Raw genomic sequence first — 21,262 nt, 5'->3', positions numbered from 1 at the left:
TAGGGGAGAGTGATCGTCGTGGGTGTCTTCGTCCGGATCAGGGGTTGGCTGGAGTGTGATGATCAGCAGCTTGCCCAGGTCAAGGAGATCGTTCAAGCGGACGATGCCGACCGGACGTACAGCGGTGGCTGGGCCTTTCCCCCAAGGCAGTACAACTTCGTCAGCTGGGCCTTCTTCGGGGCCGATATGCGTGCTCAGTCGGTCGACTGGTTCCTGGACCGACTGCGGCGCGTGGCGCGGATTCCGGCCTCCGATGACGACGATGATCGGATCATCGGCCTGTTCTTCGTCAGTCACGAGGTCGACGGCATGAGCGAGTGGCAGGTCCGCGACGGAACCGTCGTGATCCAGCCCGCGAGCGAGGGGTATCGGTTCCTCGACGAGTAGGGCGTTCGATCGGAGTGGGCCGGAATCCGAAGCGCGGCGGCGCGGCTGGCCAGGTCGGCGAGACCTTCCGGGCACCCGCGCCAAGAGGCTCCCGCGCCGCCGTGACGGCGGCGCGGGAGTCCACTCCTACGGCGTGGCCAAGGTCTCCGGGCGGCGGATCACCGCCGAGACGCCTCGGATGCCTGCTGCGAATCCGGTCTCGTGCAGGCATGTGCCGCCGGTCCGCAAGGCGTCGTCCTCAGAGCCCTGCGGACCCTGGGCGTGCTCGTCATCCACGATCGGCTCGGCGAGGACCAGGTCCTTCCGTAGCGGGCCTCCCCGAGCCGCGGAGACGGCCGTGTCGTCCTGGCAGCGGTTCGCGACGCGCCGCCAGCGCTCGACGCAATCGGGATCACCGCTCCACATCCACAGACCTGCGGCTGCCCGTGCCACCTGGGCCATGAACTCGGTTCCGCCCACGTGGACGGAGCTTGCCGGCTCTGAGCCTGGCGACCCCGCCCACGCGTAGTCGCCGATGACCGCTTCGAGCCCCTCCTCCCTCCCGTCGAAGATCAGGAGGGAGGCTCCGCTGCCCGTCGGCTCCTTCGCCGGCTTCAGGAGTTCCCGGCCCAGACGTTGAGCGCCGTCGTAGCCGAGCCGGTGCAGCGGGTCGACGACATCCTGCGGCGTGGTTCCCTCTTCCGTGGCGCCATAAAGGACGTCCACTCGCACTCCGCGTGTCACTGCCTGCGGACGGTACCTGCGGTAGTACAGGGGCAGGGCGATGTTGGACGCGAGGTAGACCAGCAGGATCAGGACGGCGCCCAGACTCGACGACTCGGCGAAGAAGACCACGGGGTTCATGGGGGTGTCGTCCGGACCGAGCAGATGTCCCAGGCCCCAGCCCCCGCTTGACAGGACGCCTGTACCGCATCGGTGTTCCTGGAGGCCGTCGCCCACTCCGCCGCAGGCCACGAACGCGCCGCGGACCGGGCTCTGCCCACCCGCGCTGCCGAGGTCGAGTAAACCCACACGAAGATCTGCCGGCTTGGCCAAGGGGCTTCGCCATCGACCAGCGCAAGGTCGCGGCCACCCGTGTCACAGCACATGACCAGCGACCGTGACCGGGCCATCGCGGATCGCCTTGGAGCGATGATCCGCAACGGTGGGGGAGACGCCCCCGGTCAAAGGATGCGGACTCCACATGGACTGCAGCGGCACTATCGGGGGGTGGGGCGCAAGCCCTGAGCCTTGCGGCGCTTGCGGGCTTCGTACACGTCGAGGACGCGCTGGAACTGATGGTGCGCCTCGTGGACCGAACCCGTTGCCAGGTGGGCGTGGGCCAAGCGGGTGCGGATGTCCATCTCCAGCCAGTCGTAGGCGGGTTCGGTGACGCGGGACAGTGACTCGTGCAGTTCCAGGGCCAGTCGGTGGAAGGCGAGGGCTGCTCGCGGGTCTCCTTCGCCCTGTTCCACCGTGCCCAGCCGGGTCAGGCTGCGCGCGCAGAAGAAGACGTCCCCGCACTGCCCGCCCAGGTGGACGGCCTGACGCAGGAGGTGCTGCGCCTCGCCGTGCCGGCCGAGGCGGAGGTGGGCGTCGGCAGCCAGGCTCAGCACCCGGCTGAGCACATGCTGTCGGCCGCCCGCCTCGGCATGGGTGCACGCGGCGGCGAAGCAGGCCAGCGCCTCCTCGTCCCGTCCCTCGATCTGGTGAGCGCGCCCCTGGACGAGGCGAGCCATCGCGGCGGCCCAGTCGTCGCCCAGGCGTCGGGACAGGACCACCCCCTCGGTGACATGGGAGATTGCCTGGTCGGCCTCGCCCAGACTCAGGGCGAGGGATCCCAGCCCGGAGAGGGCCCGGGCCTCGTCGATCCGGTGGCCGTGATACCGGCTCAGGCGCAGTCCCTCGGTGAACAGGGCGCGCGCCTGGCGGTATCGATGCTGGTAGACGCTGGTGTAGGCCAGGCAGACCCGCAGCCCGGTGGTCATGTGTTCGTCGTCGGCCTCGTCGACGCGCGCGAGCGCGGTCTCCAGGGCTGTCTGGGACTCGTGGTACCGGCCCTGCCGTACGAAGTAGTCGCACAACGCGTGGGCGATCCAGCAGGCGTGGTCGATCTCCCCGAAGGCCACGGCATACGCGACCACGTCCGGCAGCTCACCCCCCGCCGCGTCCAGCCACGTCTCCGCCTCGCGCCAGCCGCCGAAGCTCCCCGCCGTCGGCTGAGGCCCCGTCGGGAACGCCACCGCCCCCCAGTCACTGGCCAGCCTCCCCGCGTCCAGGAACAGCCGCAGCGCCGCCCTCCGCGCGGCCACCGCCTCCTCCGGCTCGGCCTCCGCCATCCGCCGCGCGTGCACCCGCACCAGGTCGTGCAGCCGATACCGCCCCGGCCGTGGCTCCTGCACCAGACTCGTGTCCACCAGGCTCTCCAGGAGACGCTCGGTGTCACGCGCCGGACGCCCCAGCATCGCCGCCGGCGTCAGCACGTCGAACTCGACCGTCGGCGCGAGCCCCAGCACCCGGAACGCCCGCTGCTGCTCGGAGGTCAGTTGGTCGTACGACAGCCGGAAGGCGGCCTCCACGCTGCGGTCCCCGACGCGCAGTTCGCCGAGCCGCCCCTCGTCGTCCGCCAACCGGCCCACCAGGTACTTCACCGTCCAGGCCCGCCGGCTCTGCAGCCGGGACCCGGCGATGCGCAGGGCCAGCGGCAGCCCGTCGCACAACTCCGCCAGCCGTCGAGCGGCCTCCGGCTCCCGGCTCGCGCGCTCCTCGCCGATGAGGTGGGTGAGCAGCGATACGGCGTCCCCGCTCGCCAGCGGTTCCAGGGTGACCCGTATGTCCGCGTCCAGCTCGGTCAGCCGACGCCGGCCCGCCACCAGGACCCTGCTGCCCGCCCCCGCGGGCAGCAGCGGCCGTATCTGATCGGCGTCCAGGGCGTCGTCCAGCACGAGCAGCAGCCGTAGCGAACTGGTCGCCGCCCGCCAGGCGGCGGTGAGTTCGTCGAGGTCGCTCGGCAACTCGCCCTTGGCCGCGCCGAGCGAGCGCAGCAGCCGTTGCAACGCCCGTGCCGGGGACTGGTGTTGCTGTGTGCTGTGGGCGCGCAGGTCCATGAAGAGGCAGCCATCGGGGTGGTCGGCGCTGAGTTCACGGGCCGCGCGGACGACGAGCGCGCTCTTGCCGACCCCGGCCGGACCGTCCACCGTCACGATCGACACGGAGCCGGAGCCGGGCGCGGCGGGCGCGATCAGCTGGGCCAGCTCGACCTCTCGTCCTGTCAACTGCCCTACGTCGCCCGGAAGTTCATTGACGACGCCGACTCTGAGCCAGGCCGGAGCCGCCCCGAGGAGGGAGGCGTCGTCCTGCTTCAGCACCGCCGTGTGCACCCGGCGCAACTCCTCACCGGGGGTGACGCCGAGCTCATCGCGCAGCCGGATCCGCATGTCCTCGTAGGTTTTCAGTGCCTCCGCCTGGCGTTCGTAGCCGTACAGGGCCCGGATCCGCAGGGCCAGCAGCGACTCGTCGTACAGGTCGGGCCCGGACGCGTCGGCCAGGTCGTCCAGCGCCTCCCGGAACCGGCCCAGCAGAACGAGGCACTCCAGCCGCTCGCGTCGGAGTGCCCGCCGCCGCTCGGCGAGCCGGTCCCGCTCGGCCCGCGCGAAGGGTCCCTCCAGGCCGGCGAGCGGTTCACCCCGGAACAGCCCGAGTGTTCCGGCCAACTGCTCGGTGGCCAGGGCAAGTCGGCCGGACTTCTTGATGCGCAGCGCCACCTCGCCCCGCTCGGCCAGGTCGGCCGTGTCGAGGCTGACGCCGTCGAGGACGAAGCGGTACCAGCCCTTACCGCTGCGGATCACCGACTCGGTGTGCGGGGTGCCTTCCGGATCGAGCGCCCTGCGCAGGGAGTTGACGTGCGTGGGCAGCACTTTGGAGGCGGGCGGCTCGTATCCCCAGACCCCGTCGAGCAACTGCTCGTGGCTGACCACGGCCCCCTGCCTCAGCAGCAGTGCGGCCAGCACGGCCTGCCGCTTCACCGGTCCCAGATCAAGGCGGGCTTCGCCCCGCCAGGCCCGTAACGGTCCGAGCACCTCGATCCGCAGCTGAGAAGTCCTGCCCACCCCGAGCCTCCGCTCCGCGTTTCATCGGAAATTCATCAGCATTGCAGCACCTCCGCCCAGGCTGACGGACGTGACATCGCACAACCCGCACAAGTGAAGGTGACCGAAGTGACCGATGTTCCGAGGGGGACCGCCTGACGTGTATGCGATAACACCCGATCCGACGTCCCGCGTCTCCTCGTCCTGGCGGGTCGGCACGATCATCGATGGTCGTTACCGGGTGGAGCAAGTGCACCATCAGGGCGGCATGGGCCTGGTGTACCGGGTGCGGCACCTGCTGTGGGACACCGACCTGGCGGTGAAGCGGCCCCGGCCGGAGTGGTTCAGGAACTCCGCGCACGAACAGAGGTTCACCGCCGAGGCGGAGACCTGGGTGTCGCTGGGACTGCATCCGCACGTGTGCACCTGCCACTACGTGCGCACGCTCGATGGTGTCCCCTGCGTGTTCGCCGAGTACGTGCCGGGAGGCAGCCTCGCGGACTGGATCGCGGACGGCAGGCTGTACGAGGGCGGACCCTCGGCGGCACTGGCCCGCGTCCTGGACCTGGCGATCCAGACGGCCTGGGGCCTGGCACACGCGCACGGCCGGAATCTCGTGCACCAGGACGTCAAGCCGGGCAACGTGCTCGTGACGGAGGACGGTACGGCCAAGGTCACGGACTTCGGGCTGGCCCGTGCCCGTTCCGCCGCCCCCGCTCCGGAGGGTGCCGCCCCTGTACCGGATCCGTCGCTTCCGCCCGGCGTCACGGTCCTGGTCCCCAACGGCGGGATGACCCCGGCGTACGCCTCGCCGGAGCAGGCGGACGGTCGGCCGCTCGGCCGGCGCAGCGACATCTACACCTTCGCGGTGTCGGTCTTCGAGATGTTCACCGGCGGCGTGAGCTGGCGTGTGGGACGCGGGGTGGGAATGGCCCTCGACGCGTACCTCGAAGCCGGCGGGACGGGCGAGCCGCATCTGCCGATCGTCCCTGCCGACCTCGCCGGCCTCCTCGCCCACTGCCTCGCCAGGGACCCGGCCGACCGGCCACGCTCGATGGCCGAGGTCGCGGCCCGTCTCAAGGACATCCACGGCGAGGTGACCGGCCGGGCCTACCCGCGCCCGGAGCCGGTCGAAGCCGACCTGCGCGCCGACGAGTTGAACAACCGCGGCGTTTCCCTGCTCGACCTGGACCGGACTTCCGAGGCGGAGAAGGCGTTCACGCAGGCCCTCGCGGCCGACCCGCGGCACCTGGGAGCGACGTACAACGGCGGATTGCTGCGGTGGCGGCGCGGCGACCTCACCGACGAGGACATGATCAGCTGGATCGAGGCGGTACGTCCCGACGCCGAGGACCCTTGGCAGGCACGGCAGTTGCTGGCCCAAGTGGCGGTGGAGCGGGGCGATCTGGCGTCGGCCCGCGAACTCCTGGAGGAGGTGGCCCAGGAGCGGTCCAGGGAGCCGGAGGTCCGGTTGGCGCTGCGCGCCATCCGCTCGGGGCGGGTCACCAGCACCCGGGAGATACCGCGGCACGCGGAACACAAGAGCCCGAGCCATCGACTGCTACCCGTCCGGCTCGCTCCCGCCGGGCGGCTGGCCCTGACCGGTGGCTCTGGCTGGATCGGGCTGTGGGACCTGGCCGACGGCCGGTGTCTGCTGGATCTCGACGGACACGGCCTCGACACAGACCGCGACGAAGGACGTTTCGCTCGCACGCACACCCTCGACCTCACCCCGGACGGCCGCTTCGCCGTCTCCGCCAGCGAAGGCGGTGAGAAACGCAGCGTACGGTTCTGGGACCTGACCACCGGACGATGCCTGCGCACCCTCACCGCCGAGGCCGACGGCATCCGCCTGACCCCTGACGGACGCCTCGCCGTGTGGGGATGGTCCCGCGACTCCATCCAGGTCTGGGACACCCACAGCGGGCAACTCCGGGAGCCGCTCGCCGGGCACACGGCCGGCGTGGAGCGCGTGGAGGTGAGTGCGGACGGCCGGCAGGTGCTGTCCAGCGGCTGGGACCGGCAGGGACAGTCCGTCAGGCTGTGGCACCTCGCCAGCGGCCGGTGCGAACAGGTCCTGACAGGTCACAAGGCGCCGGTGTTCGCCCTGGCCTTCCACCCTGACGGGCGTACGGCGGTCATCGCCTACCGGGACGACACGATCGGCCTGTGGGACCTGCGGGACGGCCGGTGCCGCCGTGTCCTGAGAGGCAGGCGGGCCAACCTCATGTCGTTCAGCGCCGACGGCCGTTTCCTGCTCGCGGGCGACGACACCAAGGGCACGGTGAGCTACTGGGACCTGGAGAGCGGCCAGTGTCTGCGCACCTACCAGGACATGCGGATCAACGCCCTCCTGCTCGACGCCACCGAGCCGGGGACCGGACACGCCGTCTGTGCCGAGAACCGCGAGGGTGTACGGACCTGGCCGCTGGATCTGCCGGGCGGCCACCCCGCCCCGCCGCAGCTGAGCCGCCCCCTCCCGCTCGCTGAACTGCGTGAGTTGGAGAACCGCGCGGGCGCGAAGGTCACCGAGGCGGAGCAGGCCATGGCCGGGGGCCGTTACGCCACGGCGCACGACCTGCTCCTCCAGGCCCGCAAGGTCGCCGGCCACGAACGCGCTCCGCGCGTGATGTCCGCCTGGTGGGAGCTGGGCCGGCACGCGGTGCGGGCGGGGCTGCGCACGGCCTGGCCCACCCGGACTCTGGATGCGTCCGACGAGTATGTGTACGCGGTCGACCTGACCGACGACGCGCGGCTGGCGGTGTCCGCCGGCGCCGACTGGACCGTACGGCTCTGGGACCTGCGCAACGGCACCTGCCTGCGCGAACTGGCGGGCCACCAGAGCCCGGTCAGGTCGGTCTGCCTGAGCGCGGACGGGCGTCGGATCCTGTCCGGCGGCCAGGACGGCACCGTACGGCTGTGGGACGTCGGCACCGGGACGTGCCGGCGCATCCTGCGGACGAACAGGTTTCCGCCCGCGCCGCCGGTACCGGTGCGGTTCGCCGCGGACGGGCGGCAGGCCGTCGTCGGCGGCGGTGACGGCGCGATCAGGCTCTGGGATGTGGAGACCGGCGACCTCACAGGGATGCTGACCGGCCACGAGGGGCCGGTCAACTGCCTCTGGGCCGGCACGGACGGCCGCCTTCTCGCGTCGGGCGGGTCCGACGGGACCGTACGGCTGTGGGATCTGGAGGAGAGCCGGTGTGTCCATGTCCTGGAGGGTCACAAGAGCGCTGTGACGGCCCTGTGCGTCGCCGCCGACGGCACCTTCGTCCTGTCCGCCGCGAGCGGATACGACCGGACCGTCCGCGTGTGGGACGTCGCCACCGGGACCGAGGTGCGGTCCTTCGACGAGGGTTCGGCCTCCGGTGGGCTGCGGATCACAGCGGACGGACGCTACGCGATGTCCGCCGGCGCGAGCGTGGGGGTGTGGGAGGTCGACAGCGGCCGCTGTGTGCGCACCCTCGACGGGCTCGACAAGGCGCCGGCCTGCCTCGCGATGACACCCGACGGGCGGGCGGTGCTCTCGGCGGACGGCGACGGCGACCTCCGGTCGTGGGCGCTCGACTGGGAGTGGCACACCCGCGAACCGGCCGACTGGGACGACGGCGCGCTGCCGCACCTGGAGGTGTTCCGGCGCCGGTTCGGTGCCCGGTGGACACCGGACGACTTCGACTGCCTGCTGCGACGGCTCCAGGACGCGGGCTACGGCTGGCTGCGGCCCGCGGGAGTGCGGGCACGGCTCACATCATGACGGACCACGAGCGACACAGACACGAGCGACCACTGGCAGCGAGGACTCACGAAGGAGTGTTCATGGGGGAGTTCCTGAAGGATTTCCGGGTGGACATCGGGCGGCCCGATGTGTGGGCCAAGAGCAAGGACCCGGACGCACCGCTGCCGGCCGGACTCGGAGTCCGGGCGCAGGCCGAGGAGTTGGCGCTCCGCGTCGCCGGCGCGCTCATCCGCGTCGGCCCGCCCGACTGGGAGTACCTGAAAGCCGAGTTCGCGCTCACGGTCGGGGCCGAGTTCGTGAACGTCTCCGTGTTCGACCACACCTGGACGACGATCGAGCCGCCGCGCTCCGTCCTCGGGCTCGTGCGCAAGCAGCGCGAGATCTCGGCCGAGCTCGGCGCGGGCCCCTGGTGGCGGCTGACGCTGAACCTCGACGACACCGGTGACCTCTCCGTCGTCTACGACTACGGCAGCGAACCCTTCCCCGACGGTCAGCTGTTCGAGCCCGAGGAGTACCGGATGGATCTCGAGGCGTACCCGCGAGGCGACGTGCCGCTGTGGTTGGCGGCCCACGTCTCCCACGACGCCCGGCAGGAGCGGACCCCGCAACAGGCAGCCACACAGGCTCGCGCCGACCGCAGGAAGAAGGTGTGGCCGACCCTCAGCGAGGACGACTTCCCGTACTTCCCGCAGATGTGGGCGCGCTGGGCGGTGATATCGGCGGCGTTCGTCGCCGCCCGGTCCGACTGGGGGCCGAGGATCCTGCCCGGCATGGGCTGGTTCGAGAGCTCCCGCCGCGGCGGCTCCACGCTCTACCGGCTGCCCGGTGGGCGGGCGGTGCTGTCGGGGGGAGTGTGGGACGACCCCAGGCTGGACGCCGCCTACAACGACGGCGATGACTTGCCGAACCTCTACGCGGGCGCGCCTGACTGGGTCGCGAACCAGGTGCTCAACCCGCGCGCCGCTACCGGCCTGCTGTCGTTCTGCTACTGGTGGGACGCCGGGCGTTGGTACCGGGGCGACTCGCCGTCGGCGGAAGCGGTGAGCACCGCTGTGCCGGGGCTGTGGACGGCCGACACCACCGCGGGCATCGTCGCGGGGCTGGTCACCGGCTCACGAGAGCCGGACACGGAGCGGCGGGCGTCGGCGACGGAGCTGGTGTCCGCCGCGGAGGAGGGCCATGTGACCCGCGAGACGCTGGTGAGCGTCTTCGGCGAAGACGGCCGCTACGACATCGACGGCGCCCTCTACCAGCTCTCGCTCGCCGGTCAGGTGGTCACGGTGCCGGCGCAGATGCACGAGGAGGACGCCATCGCCCGGGTGCGGGAGTACATCCTGGCCGTCGCCGGGAACGGCCCGGGCTATGCGGTCTCGGACCTGGTGGCCGACAGGTTCAGTATCGGATGGATGGTCTATGTGCCCGTGCCGAGCGGCCAGATCGCCATTGGCCGGACGATCTTCTACATCGCCGACGACGGCTTCCTGGTGCGCTCGTCCTCCTCCATCGCGCCGTCTACGTTCGTCGCCGACTTCGAGAAGCAGTTCCAGGAACGCCAGCAGGCGCAGTACTGACGCGCCGCCCACGGACACCCCTGCGCAGGAGCCGTCACCCATGTCCCGACCGCCCACCGTCACCCTCACCCTCGTCAGCGGCCACCTCGATCGCAGCGCCTACGTCTTCGAGGAGCGCGGCACCTCCATAGTCGGCCGCTCCGGGGACTGTTCACCGCAGCTGCCCAATGACGAACACCACCGCACCGTCTCCCGGCACCACTGCTTGCTGGACGTCAACCCACCCGCCATCCGCATCCGCGACTTCGGCAGCCTCAACGGCACGTACCTCAACGGCTGCAAGATCGGCCAGCGGGCAAAGGACGAGACCCCCGAGGAAGCCGCCGCCCAGACCCACCCCGAACACGACCTCACCGATGGTGACCGGATCAGGATCGGCGACACGGTCTTCCGCGTGGACATCCACGCCGAGGACACCGTCACCCGGGTCCGATGTGCCAGGTGCGGCCTCGACGTCGGCGACGAGGCGGGTTTTCTGCCGGGGGATTACCTCTGCGCCGCCTGCCAGGCCAGACCGGGCGCGATCCTCAGGATGCTTCTCGACCTGGCGCACCCCGGGCACACCGAACTCGACGTCATCGCCGGATACACCCTCCTCCAGGAACTCGGCCGCGGCGGCATGGGCGTCGTCCATCTGGCCCGCCACGAGTCGTCCGGGAAGGAGGTGGCCTTGAAGGTGATGCTGCCGAGGGTGGCGACGCGTCCCGAGGCGCGGGCGCGCTTCCTGCGCGAAGCGGCGCTCACCAAGGCGCTGCGGCATCCGAACATCGCCGCGCTGGAGGGCGCCGGATACTGCGACGGTGTCTTCTTCTTCACCACCGAGTACTGCTCCGTTGGCGGCCTGGACACCCTCCTGCGGCGCAGCGGGGGGCGGCTGCCCGTGGGCGAGGCCGTCGACTTCGCCGTTCAGGCTCTGCGGGGACTGGAGGCCGCGCACGGTCAGGGCGTCGTCCACCGTGACCTCAGCACGTCGAACATCCTGCTGCACAAGGCCCCGGACGGCTCCCTGACGGCGAAGATCAGCGACTTCGGTCTCGCCAAGGCCTTCGACCGGGCCGGCCTCAGCGGTCTCACGCGTACCGGGGACGCCATGGGCAAGCCCAGGTTCATGCCGGCCCGGCAGGTGACCAACTTCAAGGACGCCAAGCCCGGAGTGGATGTGTGGGCCCTCGCCGCCTGCCTGTACAACATGCTGACCGGGGTCTTCCCCCGGGACTTCCCGCGCGGCGAGGACCCCTGGCGGATCGTCCTGGAATCCCCCGCGGTGCCGGTGCGCGAGCGCGAGCCGGACGTGCCGCAGGCCCTCGCCGACGTGATCGACCAAGCGCTTTGGGAGGAACCGGAGTTCGGTTTTCACAGCGCGGCCGACCTGCGGCAGGCACTCCTCGAGGCGACCCACGGCTGACGAGCGGTGGGTACCGGATCCGTTCCGCGGGCGGCCTGCCGCGGAGCATCGTGAACGCACGCTGATGCGGTGGCGGGCGAGGTGGAGGAGGGCTTGGGTGTGGGTCTTTCCGCGGGTCCGGCATCGGTCGTAGTCGGTGCGGGAGTCGGGATCGGGCAGGGCAGCTGATGCGGTGGGGCGGCCCGTTGCATCTCCCTCGGACCAGCTTCAGCTGCGCGGTCGGTGGACTTCTCGCCAGGACCGGTCCATCGCAGCGGCGGCCGCATCCCCGCCAGTCGCTCGATCTCCTCGGGTTCCTCCCGTCCGCCGGACGGAAGGGCTCCTGAGCTGGTGTTTTACCGTGCCCCCGGCAGGATTCGAACCTGCGACACCCGCTTTAGGAGTGGGATCGAATCCTTGCCGGGGGGTATCGCGCTGTGTGGTGTGGTGCTGATCTTCCAGGTCGGAGCCATGCGACCTGGTCATCGGTCCAGTCAGTGACGGCGCGTCCTGCACCGTCCGCTCACGCATCGCTCACGCATCTTTTGACGCGGCACCGTTGCCGCCGAACTGCGGCTTCTCGGTGCTCACGGATCCGCGCGCCAAGGGTGAGCCGGACGCGCGGGCGGCACGCCGCCTGTTGGGCGAGCACACTGCCGCACTCGAGATCCTCACCGCGGGTCCGGGGAGCGAGCGGGTCCGACCAGGGGTCGTGCCATTGTTGATCCCGTTGATGACCGGTTGGCGCGAGGGGAACGGCGTGCGGCTGTCGCGGGACATCACTGGGTGGGCGTTCATGGTGGAGGTAGACGGTGTCCGGCATGCCGGACTGGCAGTAGGACTGGCGAGCATCAGCCCGTTCACCGCCGGTGACGGGGCCGGAGGCAGCCTGTTCACCCGCGCGAACGGCTGGTGGGGCCTCCCGGTGCTCCTCTCGCTGAACGAACTGCCCTTCGGCCACCCTGTCGATCACAGGTGGTGTGTTACGCAGGATGACGGAGGCGTGCTGTCCGTCCTCAGCCCAGACGGCGCGTCCTTTGTGCACGACCTCCGCCTGGAAGAGCCGCTGGGCTGGCGGGAGACGGCGATCGCCTCGAGTACGGTCATGCTGGTCGTCTCCCACGTGCTGCCTGCCATGGACGATCCGATCGGCTCGCTCGACTTCGAAACGCGGCAGGGGATGGTGTGTGCCGGCCCCGTGCGCTTCGGCGAGCCGGGCTACGAACCGCGTGATGAGGAGGATGGTGCGCCGACGGTCAGGTTCCCCATCGACCCCGTCGGCACGCTGATGGAGCTGGCGCATTACGCGTGCGACCGGATCCTGTCGTTGTCCCAGGCGAAGCAACAGGCGCGCGAACTGGAGCAGACGCGACAAGCCCTGGCGGAACACACGGACCAAGCGCTGCCCGCCGATGCGATGGTGAAGCTGCTGTTCCGGGACGAATTCCTCGACCACCGCGGTCTGGTCGAGCTCATGTACGTCTACTGGAGGCTGGTCGCAGAAGTCGCCGACGCCTGCGGTGCGGAGGCCGCCTGGCGAGACGCGGCGCTCAGTACCGTCGAGTTGGCCGTCCACTTGGTGGCGGACCGGTGCGATCGCGCGGTGTTCGAGGAAGCCGACGCGGTGGTGTCACGGCTGATCGACAAGCTGAGCGATCCCGCTGAACTGGAAGCCGGGTTGCTGGCCGCCGCCCGGTTGCGGATGGCCACCCGGGGAGCGGAGGACTTCGCCGCCGACCACTACGCCCGCGGGATGCGTACCGTCTGGTCCGCTCGGCTGGACGCGGACCTGTACCGCACGTGGTTCACCAACGAGGAGCCCTTCCAGGCCGAGTCCCACCGGCTGGTGGCGGAGGCGGGACACCTGGTGGTGCGCGCGCTGGAGCTGGACGGCGGGATGCGAAAGCCCAGGCTCCTGGCGTCGTTGGCGCAGATCCTCGCGGACGAGGAGGGAATTCACCGGGATGCCGCCGGCGCCGCGCTGTCGGCATGGCTCGACTCGTCCACCGCCGACGATCCGGATGTCGCCCTGTTCCTGCTCAGGGTGGTGGACGGGGTTCCCCCGGCCCTGGTCGACGGGTTGCCCAGGGCGGTGTTCGGGTCGCCCTTGGCCGATTTCGTCGCCGCCCATGGCAGCAATGTCACCGCGAAGGTGATCAGCCAGGGCGTCAACCTGGCCCGGGAACACGCCGACCGGCCGCTGCTGCGCACCGTGCTGGACTGGACAGAGCAACTCGGCGTCCGCTGGGACCCCGCCCACCGCAGGCAGTTGACCGAGGCACGGCTCCACGTGCTGCCCGACGACCCCACCGACTGCCCGGGTCCCGACCATCCGCTCGCGGCGTCGTTCCCGCAATCCTGGACTCCGGCGCAGCGGTCGGCGGCGCTGCTGCATAGGGCCGCACACGCCCGCGACCTGCAGCAGCCGGCGCTGGGGCTGACCCTCCTGAGGCAGGCGGGCGACGTACGGAGCGAAGAAGCCAGGCTGTTGACGGCGGACCTGTACTACCAGTCGGCCCAGGCGGGCGAGCCGGTCTCCAGCTCTGTCCCGTTCCCGTGGGGCTACTACGCGTACGCGGCACTCGGCTACGCCTCCCTCGGCTTCGAGGAACTGGCGCGGGCGAGCCTGGTGCCGTTCGTGCAGCAGATGGGCAACTTCCACGGCGAAGAACTCAAGGCAGCGCTGTCCGCGATCATTGTGGACGTGCCGAACTTCGACACGAGCCGCGCGCCCGAACTCGGCGGGGTACTGCGCGACCTTGTGCACTCGGCGGTCTGGCAGCTCACCGCAGAATCCGAGACGCTGCCGATGGGGCTGATGCTCGGTCTGCACCAGGCGGGCAAGGGACCGGAGCTGGGCGCATGGTGGCGGATCGACGGTCCACTCGCGCTGCCCGCGCACATCCAGCATCTTCTCGGCAAGCTGCGCGATCTGGAGGAGCCCGCCGCCTCCCCTGGTGCGTCTGGCGCGTCGCTGCACCTGCTGAACGTACTGGACTCCGACCGCCGTCCCGGCGGCCACGACACCCACCAGATCGCCCGGAACGTGCGGTGGCGCATCTCCTCGCTCATCGACGACGAGCTGAGCCGCCGCTCGGCACCGCTCATCGACGACCAGAGCCTCTGGGCGAAGACACACGAGCTGCTGGACGACCGGACCGTACTGCTGACCTGGTTCCTGCCTGCCGCTGTGAGTGGCGCGGCCGTGCTTCTCGCGGTCACCAGGCAGGGCCGGGAACTCGTCGTGCACCTGGGCGACGGCGCGGACGAGAACAACGACCGGCACCCGGTTGCGGACCGGGTGGAGGCGATCCGGACGGAGCTCGAACGCGATCCGCTGTTCGGCGACGTGACGCCGGAAGGCAGCCGACTGCTGCGGCAGCCGGGCGACATGCCGCTCGGCGGCAGCGAACTGTGGGACAAGTGGCGGGCCCAGGGCAAGGAGCGGATCCTGGCCTGGCCGCACGGCGCGCTGCACTACCTGCCGCTACCGCTGTGCCGCACCGGGGACCGGATGATCGCCGACGACTGGACGGTCACCACCATCGCCGGCCTCGAAGCCCTGACGCCTGCCGCAGGCCCCGTACGGCCGCGCCGCACCGCGGTGCTGGCCTCCGCCGACGGCGGCGTGCCCTACGGGCTGCACGCCGAACCGGCGCTGGAGGAGCACGCGCGGAGAGTCGCCGACGCGGTCGGCACGGACGCCGCCACCGGGCCCGCGGCCACGCGTGACAGGCTGCTCGCCGAACTGGCCACGGCGGACGTGGTCCACATCGCCGTACACGGGACGCTTGACCAGGACGCGCCGTGGATGCACTGCCTCTATCTCACCCCGGACCGTGATGACGACGGCCGGGTCTTCGCCTACGACTTCCTGGAGGCCGACCTGCGCGGTGTTCGCCTGGTCACTCTCGCCGCGTGCGAGTCCGCGCTGGGCCGATTCGATCGCGCGGACAACGTACGTGGCATCCCGTCGGCACTGATCACCGCCGGCGCGCAGGCCGTCGTCGGGTGTCTGTGGCCCGTACGCCCGGAGCCGGCCACGTACTTCTACCACCACATGCACCATCGGATCGCGCACAGCACGGACACGGAGCGCGCCTTCCGCGAGGCCCAGCTCGCCACCCGTGCCCGGCATCCCCACTACCGTGACTGGGGAGCGTTCACCTACCTGCATGGTCGGAGCAAGGGAGCCGTGGCATGACCGAGGTCCGGTTGCACGCTGTCGAGCTTGTGCCGGAGCGCACGCTCGGCAGCCCGGCCGACGACGAGCCGCTGCGCGGCAGGCTCACATTCGGCTGGGATGTGCTGCCCGTCGACCACGAGGGCGTGCCCGCCCAATGGGCGTCCTACGTCAAGGCAACGCCCGACCGCGAGTTCCGGCAACTGTTGATGGTGTGCTCGTTCCGTCCGGAGACACCGGCCGGCAAAGGTGAGTTCCGCCACGCCTCCCTGGGAGTGGCACTGTCCACACCGGACGGCCGAGCACGGCCCGTCGCGCGGCTGATCGACCCCGGCGAGCGCACCCGTCCGGTCGTCGGCTCAGGCATGGGCATGAGCTTCACGGTCAAGGCAGGTCTGCTGGACGTGGGCGTGGAGAAGCCGCCGGGTGCGGGGCCGGAGAGGGACGAGTGGATCGTCCGCGGCCACGGCGCGTCCCAGCCGAACCCGCAGTGGGAGTTCCGCCGGGTCAAAGACTTCCCGCTGGTCGGCGACCACCCGGTGGCAGCGCTGGTGGAACTCGTGCCCGACCGGCTGAACATGGCGGAGGTGCTGGTGGCGGCAGAACTGGAGCACCGCAGCTGGGGGATCCGCCGCTACCGGGCACGGCTCGCACCGTCGCCGCACGCCATCGTGCTGGCTGGGTGACCACGCCACATCCGTCAGCGGATTGCGCGGATCATCACGGTGAGGACCGGCGAGGCCGGTGCCGGCTGGCTCTGGCCGATGTCCTCGTACCCCCACGACTTGTAGCGCGTGGACCTTTCCGTCCAGAGCGGCTGGGTTGACCATGAGCGTGACGTACGGCTCGTCGCGAGTGGCGAGGAGGGCGTCATGGATACGCCGGGCGGTGCCGGTCTAGCGCCAGGCCCGCCGGACGCCGATCTCCTTCAGGGCCACGGCCGGTCGCGACGCATGCGGGCGCACATCGTCGAGGCGTACGGCGAGGACAACGGCAAGCTCTACCTCGACACCCCCAACAACCACGAGCGCCGCTCCGTACCCATCCCGAAGTTCCTCGACGAGGGAGCCCAAGTCATACGTTGAGGCACGGGGCGACGGCGCGCTGCTCTTCACTGCCGCAGGGCGGACGTCAACGTCGTACAGACGATGCTGGGCCACAAGTCCGCGACGCTGACCCTGGACATCTACGGTCACCTCTTCCCCGACCGCCTCGACGAGACGGGCCCCACCGTTGCAGGGCGGAAGTCCTCGGGGTTGCGCAGAAGCTAACGGGACCGTGTGTCAGCGGACGGATTTCCGACTTCATGTACATCTGCTACATTGATTACATGAGGGATCCGGTGGTTGAATCCATGGCCGAGGTCCGCAGCCACCTCGCCGACGTCATTGATCGCGCTCGCCGGGAGGAAACCCCGACGATCATCACCCGGCGCGGCAAACATGAAGCTGTCGTGATCGACATCCAGGAGTACCAGCGCCTGCGACAGATCGCCGAAGAGGCCGAAGAGGCGTGGCTCAACCGCCTGGCCGACGAAGCCGAGTCTGAGGGCACGGAAGGGTCGGTCTCGCTTGAAGAGATGGCCGCCATGCTCCGCGCCCATGAGGGCTGACCCATGGGGCACGTCACGCGCTTCACGGCGCATGCCCAGCGGGACATGCTGAAGATCTCGCGCCCGGATGCTCTGCGTATCCTGTATCGCCTCACTGAACTTCAGAAGGCAATGGACGCGGGCGATACGACCGCGTTCGACATCAAAGCCCTCCAAGGGCACAACGCTCGTTGGCGACTCAGGATCGCTGACTACCGCATCGTCTATACCGTCGAGAACGGCCAACTCATCGTGTGGGTCCTGGCCGTCGGCAACCGCCGCGACGTTTACCGCCAGGTTCCGTAGGACTCCGCCACGCAGTTGGTGTCGGCGGCCCGCCGTGGGATGCGGGAGCGTGCGCCCTTCGTTTCGTCTGCTCAGGCGGCTGCGGAGCACGCGAGACTCGCACTCGCGAGGGGTTGAGCCCCAACCCTCTTTCCAAATGTTCGGGTGGTTCGGCGTGTCCTGACCCGCGGTGGAGCGGGGGGCTGGACAGACGGTGGACGGCGCCGGGCGAGGTCCGGATGATGCTGACCTGTCGGGCGACGTTCGGCAGATCAACTCCTCGTCCGCTCACGCAAGCGGCCCCGGACGAGGGCGTCCGAGGCCGACCAAAGCGCCTCCCTGGAGTAGAAATCCCAGGTCAGTGGCGTAATGCGTTGTGCCCCCGGCAGGATTCGAACCTGCGACACCCGCTTTAGGAGTTCGATCGATGCCCGCCCCGGGTGCCGCCGACGCCTGGTCCGGCGGTCGTGCGGGGGCGCTGCCGTATGCCGCCGTCCGGCCTCGTTGATGTCAGCCGTGGATGTCAGACCGCTCTGCCATCCTGCGCCGGTGACCATGACATGGGCCGCCTTCTGGGCGCTGATAGCCACCCTGAACGGCGAAGCCACGGAGGCGAGCTGTCGGCGCCTGGCAGAGGAGCTGAGCCGGCGTTCCGTCCCCGACATCATCGGCTTCGCGGAACGCCATGCCGAGGCGCTCTACCGCTTGGACCAAGAGAAGTTCGGGATGCTTCCCGTTGCCGACATGACGGACCGGAACGGCGAGCCCTTCCCACAGTCTGCCGACGTGTTCCTGTACGCCCGTTGTGCTGTCGTCGCCGCGGGACGAGCCGTATGGGAAGGCGTCTTCTTCGACGTCGACAAGTTCGCCCCGTACACCTCCACCGAGTTCGACGGGGAGTGGCTGCTGTACGTGCCGGATCAGGCGTACGAACTTGCTACTGGGGAGGAGTGGGACCGCTCGACCCGGTACTGCTTCGAGAGCTACTCCAACAAGGATGGATTTCCGGACCTGGGGCGCTGAGGCTGCCCACCGCTCGGACCCTTGTATCCGGCGCGACTGTGGTACGCAGCGAGCAATCAGCCCGGAACCTGGCAGGCTCGGCCGCCCGGTGCTCAACCGCCGTAGCGGCTGTGCAGATCGTCGGTGATTCGTGACATCAGTCTGATCGAGTCCTCCATCGGCGCTTCCATCAGTGGACGTTCCGTCTGAGGGTCGTAGGCGGTCAGCCCGGTCTCCTTCTCGACGACGGCGGCGAGGGCGGAGACCAGGCTGAGCACGACCGAGGCCTCGTCTCCCGCGTGCCAGTAGGGCACGGTAATGCTCACCTCGTCACCGAAGACGGACAGGCCGATGCCTGTGCCCGAGTGGCTCAGGTCCCGTGACTCCTGCTCGTACTCCGTGATCTCCACCGGGCCCAGCAGCCTCCGGGCCTGCGGCACGATTCGGTCCCAAGCCTCAAGGAGCGGGACGGGTATCGGCTCGCTGTCCTCGGCCGTGTCCTCCATGGCTACCAGGACCTCGTCCCAGGACTGCCCGTCGCGTCGGTTCAAGAAGTAGATGTCGTAGCTCACCGCGTGATCGTAGGCACCCGCATACGGCGAGGGCGAGGCCGCTTGCCCACGCTGACTTCGTCGACGGCGTCAGCTCGGGAAGCTGTGATCATCCGGGGGTGGCTCGATCTCTGGCCCAGGCGAAAGACCGTGGCGCGACTTCGTCGGGAGCGGTCGCTTCCATCGTGGTTTCCTGATCGATCCGGTGGGCTCGTGGTGCGCTCCGGGCTCCTCGGATCAACGCGGCCATGTTAATGCTTGCATTAACATGGCGGTCGTGGCTCAATGGGAAGTGGTCCTTGTCGGGGAGGTCGCGGCGTGGTTCGAAGCGCTGGTCGACGAGGACTGGGACAGTGCTGAACAGGTAGAAGACGCTATCGACATGCTGGCGGCCACGGGGCCAACGCTCGGCCGTCCACTGGTCGACCGGATCAAGGGTGCTGAGAATCATCACCTGAAGGAGCTGAGGCCGGGATCGTCCGGGAGCAGCGAGATCCGCATCCTCTTCGCCTTCGATCCGGTGCGCCGGGCGGTACTGCTGGTGGCCGGTGACAAGGCCGGGAACTGGCAGAGCTGGTACGACATCAACATTCCGCTCGCTGAGGAGCGGTACCGGACGCATCTGGCCGATCTTGAAACCAGGGAGTACGAATGAGTGCCGTGAGTTGGGAGGAGACCAAGCGCAAGGCGCGCGAGCGGCGTGCGGCCGCTGGGCTGCCGGTGCGGTCGGCTCAGGAGAAGCAGGCTGCAATGGACCGGCTGACCGCTGAAGTGCGTGCTCACAAGCTCGCGGAGGTCAGGCGTGAACAGGCGCTGACTCAGCGCCAAGTGGCCGCGACGATGGGGGTCTCGGCACCTCGGGTCTCCGCGATCGAACATGGTGAGCTGGATCGCGCGGAGGTCGCGACCCTCCGGGCCTACGTGGAAGCGCTCGGTGGTCGGCTGCGCGTGGTCGCGGACTTCGGGGACGCCGAGTACACCGTCGCCTGAGACGCTTGCCGCCGGCGGCCGTGGAGTTGGGTCCAGCGGCGGCCGACGCTCTCGCTGAACAAGGAAGGCTTGGGCCTGTGACCTGGGCCTTTGCTGGCGACCCAGGTGTGGGAGCCCGGTGCGGCGTTGCCCGCCGCACGTGACCTCACCGGGCCCACCCGTCGACGCGCAACCAGATTGTTCTGCCGTCACGTCAGCTACAACTGATTACCGCGCGGCCGTGACCTGCGGCCGTCTTGTCGATGCTACGTCCTGCTCGGCCGGATCGAGGAAGCTGCCTGACGAAAAGTACGAGGCGTACGTCCGGGTCCACCTTGTGCCAGAAGTGGATGTCAAAGACCCCGGGCCATGATCGGTCCGGGGCCTTTCCATTGCATCGCGCCTGTTCAGGCACTGTGCCCCCGGCAGGATTCGAACCTGCGACACCCGCTTTAGGAGAGCGGTGCTCTATCCCCTGAGCTACGAAGGCGGGGTGTGACTGCCACCGAAGGCGGTCCCTGACAGCCTAGCGGATCAGCGAACGGCGGTGGGGTGAGGTGGGGGCCTCGGTGGGGGGTGGGAGGGCGGGGCGGGGGCTGGTGGGGGCGGCGGTATGGGTGAGGTGGGTGCTCGGGTCATGTGGTCAGGCGTGATGAGTTGTCCCCTGTTGTTGTGTTCTGCGTGGTGCCGGCGGCGTGGAAGGTGACCGATGTGCCCGAGAAGTGGGCGGTGAGGCCGGTCTCCGTGGTGGTGACCGAGCGCAGGTGCAGGCCGTCGGGGATGTTCTGAAGCTGGATGGGTTGTTCGAAGGCCTTGTCGAGGATGGTTTCCGCTGCTGCGGACAGCGGGCCGCCCGTGACCTTGAAGTTCTTGAAGGCGATGCGGTTGCCGGAGGCTGTGGAGAGGGTGGTCGTCGTGGTCACGCTGTTGCCGAAGGGGAGGGTGACCGTCGCCTTGAGTTGGTCGGGGCGGCTGCCCCGGGAGACCGACAGGCCGAGGGCGTGGGAGACGTCCGCGTAGGTGAGGTGGGCGGTTGCCCGGGCCGAGCGGGCCTGGGCCTGCTGGTCGTCGTCGGACTTCGTCAATCCCGTGAGGTGCAGGGAGAGTTCGCTCACGGGCAGGGGGCCGGTCGTCTCGTCGGCGGGGATGTCGTGGGCGGTGATGTCCACGTCCCGCAGGCTGCCGGCGGCGATCTGGGTCAGGACCGGGAAGCCGTGCACGTGGACCTCGGGCGGCAGGGAGGTGTGCATGCCCTGCTGGAACGCCTTCGCCGCGCGTGACTCCACCTGTACGGCCATGAAGCGGTCGACGGCGACGGGTAGCAGGACGAGGAGGAGCAGGAGGGTGACGGCGATGACGGCCGGGCGCCGGTTCTTCCGGGGGGCGGCGGGTGGCTCGTATGCGGTGTGGTGGGGGGAGTAGGGCGCATACGGCATATACGGGTCGTGGGGCTCGTACCGGTCGTGGGGCTCGTAGGGCTCGTGCGGCGGCTCGTACGGCTCGTGGGGTTCGTACGGGTGGGGCTGGTGCATCGGG

15 protein-coding genes, 1 tRNA gene and 2 pseudogenes are annotated in these 21,262 nt (G+C 69.8%); 12 read left to right on the top strand and 6 right to left on the bottom strand.

Annotation, left to right across the window (positions count from 1 at the left end; translation table 11 throughout):
• The first annotated feature begins 18 nt into the window (after window positions 1-18).
• Window positions 19-387, top strand: coding sequence for a hypothetical protein (locus ABT137_RS20720; protein WP_351710853.1), 369 nt, complete (start codon window positions 19-21; stop codon window positions 385-387).
• Window positions 388-1,113: 726 nt separating this feature from the next.
• Here the strand turns inward: ABT137_RS20720 and ABT137_RS20715 are convergent.
• Window positions 1,114-1,293 (bottom strand): annotated as a pseudogene (locus tag ABT137_RS20715) (APC family permease); the annotation flags it as partial.
• A gap of 293 nt (window positions 1,294-1,586) precedes the next feature.
• Entirely contained in the window at window positions 1,587-4,475 is a 2,889-nt protein-coding gene (locus ABT137_RS20710) for an AfsR/SARP family transcriptional regulator (protein ID WP_351710851.1), read from the bottom strand.
• Between the two features lie 139 nt (window positions 4,476-4,614).
• Between ABT137_RS20710 and ABT137_RS20705 the strand changes: the two genes are divergently transcribed.
• The 5 genes from ABT137_RS20705 (at window position 4,615) to ABT137_RS20685 (ending at window position 16,014) form a co-directional block, all read left to right on the top strand.
• Entirely contained in the window at window positions 4,615-8,208 is a 3,594-nt protein-coding gene (locus ABT137_RS20705) for a protein kinase domain-containing protein (protein WP_351710849.1), read from the top strand.
• Between the two features lie 62 nt (window positions 8,209-8,270).
• Window positions 8,271-9,761, top strand: a complete 1,491-nt coding sequence (locus ABT137_RS20700; RefSeq protein WP_351710847.1) for a hypothetical protein — start codon at window positions 8,271-8,273, stop codon at window positions 9,759-9,761.
• A 40-nt stretch (window positions 9,762-9,801) separates the two neighbouring features.
• The gene (locus tag ABT137_RS20695; protein WP_351710845.1) at window positions 9,802-11,166 is read left to right on the top strand and encodes a protein kinase domain-containing protein; all 1,365 of its coding nucleotides are present in this window, start codon (window positions 9,802-9,804) and stop codon (window positions 11,164-11,166) included.
• A 775-nt stretch (window positions 11,167-11,941) separates the two neighbouring features.
• Entirely contained in the window at window positions 11,942-15,349 is a 3,408-nt protein-coding gene (locus tag ABT137_RS20690) for a CHAT domain-containing protein (protein WP_351710843.1), read from the top strand.
• On the top strand, window positions 15,346-16,014 hold the full coding sequence (locus ABT137_RS20685; RefSeq protein WP_351710841.1) for a hypothetical protein: 669 nt from the start codon (window positions 15,346-15,348) through the stop codon (window positions 16,012-16,014). The genes ABT137_RS20690 and ABT137_RS20685 overlap by 4 nt, the downstream gene beginning before the upstream one ends.
• Before the next feature lie 14 nt (window positions 16,015-16,028).
• Here ABT137_RS20685 and ABT137_RS20680 read toward each other — a convergent pair.
• Window positions 16,029-16,284 (bottom strand): annotated as a pseudogene (locus ABT137_RS20680) (GNAT family N-acetyltransferase); the annotation flags it as partial.
• Between ABT137_RS20680 and ABT137_RS20675 the strand changes: the two are divergent.
• The 4 genes from ABT137_RS20675 to ABT137_RS20660 all read left to right on the top strand — a co-directional run bounded on the left by ABT137_RS20675 (window position 16,201) and on the right by ABT137_RS20660 (window position 18,227).
• Window positions 16,201-16,413, top strand: a complete 213-nt coding sequence (locus tag ABT137_RS20675; RefSeq protein WP_351710972.1) for a hypothetical protein — start codon at window positions 16,201-16,203, stop codon at window positions 16,411-16,413. The pseudogene ABT137_RS20680 and the gene ABT137_RS20675 overlap by 84 nt on opposite strands.
• A 245-nt stretch (window positions 16,414-16,658) precedes the next feature.
• Window positions 16,659-16,940 (top strand): type II toxin-antitoxin system Phd/YefM family antitoxin, encoded by a 282-nt coding sequence (locus tag ABT137_RS20670; RefSeq protein ID WP_351710839.1) that lies wholly within the window; start codon window positions 16,659-16,661, stop codon window positions 16,938-16,940.
• A 3-nt stretch (window positions 16,941-16,943) separates the two neighbouring features.
• Window positions 16,944-17,225, top strand: coding sequence for a type II toxin-antitoxin system RelE family toxin (locus ABT137_RS20665; RefSeq protein WP_351710837.1), 282 nt, complete (start codon window positions 16,944-16,946; stop codon window positions 17,223-17,225).
• A gap of 495 nt (window positions 17,226-17,720) precedes the next feature.
• A complete protein-coding gene (locus tag ABT137_RS20660; RefSeq protein ID WP_351710835.1) occupies window positions 17,721-18,227 on the top strand; it encodes a DUF4240 domain-containing protein in 507 nt (168 codons plus the stop codon).
• Between the two features lie 92 nt (window positions 18,228-18,319).
• On the opposite strand, the gene ABT137_RS20655 is transcribed toward ABT137_RS20660, so the two are convergent.
• Window positions 18,320-18,778, bottom strand: a complete 459-nt coding sequence (locus ABT137_RS20655; RefSeq protein WP_351710833.1) for a hypothetical protein — start codon at window positions 18,776-18,778, stop codon at window positions 18,320-18,322.
• A 247-nt stretch (window positions 18,779-19,025) separates the two neighbouring features.
• Between ABT137_RS20655 and ABT137_RS20650 the strand changes: the two genes are divergently transcribed.
• Window positions 19,026-19,412 (top strand): type II toxin-antitoxin system RelE/ParE family toxin, encoded by a 387-nt coding sequence (locus ABT137_RS20650; protein WP_351710831.1) that lies wholly within the window; start codon window positions 19,026-19,028, stop codon window positions 19,410-19,412.
• Complete coding sequence (locus ABT137_RS20645; protein ID WP_351710829.1) at window positions 19,409-19,747, top strand: XRE family transcriptional regulator; 339 nt, start codon at window positions 19,409-19,411, stop codon at window positions 19,745-19,747. The genes ABT137_RS20650 and ABT137_RS20645 overlap by 4 nt, the downstream gene beginning before the upstream one ends.
• Window positions 19,748-20,143: 396 nt before the next feature.
• On the opposite strand, the gene ABT137_RS20640 is transcribed toward ABT137_RS20645, so the two are convergent.
• Both ABT137_RS20640 and ABT137_RS20635 read right to left on the bottom strand, forming a co-directional pair.
• A tRNA-Arg gene (locus tag ABT137_RS20640) sits at window positions 20,144-20,216 on the bottom strand.
• 145 nt (window positions 20,217-20,361) lie between these two features.
• A complete protein-coding gene (locus ABT137_RS20635; protein ID WP_351710827.1) occupies window positions 20,362-21,258 on the bottom strand; it encodes an LmeA family phospholipid-binding protein in 897 nt (298 codons plus the stop codon).
• Window positions 21,259-21,262 lie beyond the last annotated feature (4 nt).

The sequence above is a fragment of the Streptomyces sp. NPDC001980 genome (assembly GCF_040296885.1).
GTDB lineage: Bacteria > Actinomycetota > Actinomycetes > Streptomycetales > Streptomycetaceae > Streptomyces.
The sequence above is the reverse complement of the archived record's forward strand: the minus strand, read 5'-3'. Positions and strand labels throughout refer to the sequence as shown.

Excerpts from the sequence above, each read along its gene's own strand:
- ABT137_RS20650 (WP_351710831.1), top strand. The coding sequence starts at position 19,026 with ATGGCGGTCGTGGCTCAATGGGAAGTGGTCCTTGTCGGGGAGGTCGCG.
- ABT137_RS20675 (WP_351710972.1), top strand. The coding sequence starts at position 16,201 with ATGGATACGCCGGGCGGTGCCGGTCTAGCGCCAGGCCCGCCGGACGCC.
- ABT137_RS20665 (WP_351710837.1), top strand. The coding sequence starts at position 16,944 with ATGGGGCACGTCACGCGCTTCACGGCGCATGCCCAGCGGGACATGCTG.
- ABT137_RS20695 (WP_351710845.1), top strand. The coding sequence starts at position 9,802 with ATGTCCCGACCGCCCACCGTCACCCTCACCCTCGTCAGCGGCCACCTC.
- ABT137_RS20670 (WP_351710839.1), top strand. The coding sequence starts at position 16,659 with ATGAGGGATCCGGTGGTTGAATCCATGGCCGAGGTCCGCAGCCACCTC.
- ABT137_RS20635 (WP_351710827.1), bottom strand. The coding sequence starts at position 21,258 with ATGCACCAGCCCCACCCGTACGAACCCCACGAGCCGTACGAGCCGCCG.
- ABT137_RS20645 (WP_351710829.1), top strand. The coding sequence starts at position 19,409 with ATGAGTGCCGTGAGTTGGGAGGAGACCAAGCGCAAGGCGCGCGAGCGG.
- ABT137_RS20685 (WP_351710841.1), top strand. The coding sequence starts at position 15,346 with ATGACCGAGGTCCGGTTGCACGCTGTCGAGCTTGTGCCGGAGCGCACG.
- ABT137_RS20700 (WP_351710847.1), top strand. The coding sequence starts at position 8,271 with ATGGGGGAGTTCCTGAAGGATTTCCGGGTGGACATCGGGCGGCCCGAT.
- ABT137_RS20690 (WP_351710843.1), top strand. The coding sequence starts at position 11,942 with ATGGTGGAGGTAGACGGTGTCCGGCATGCCGGACTGGCAGTAGGACTG.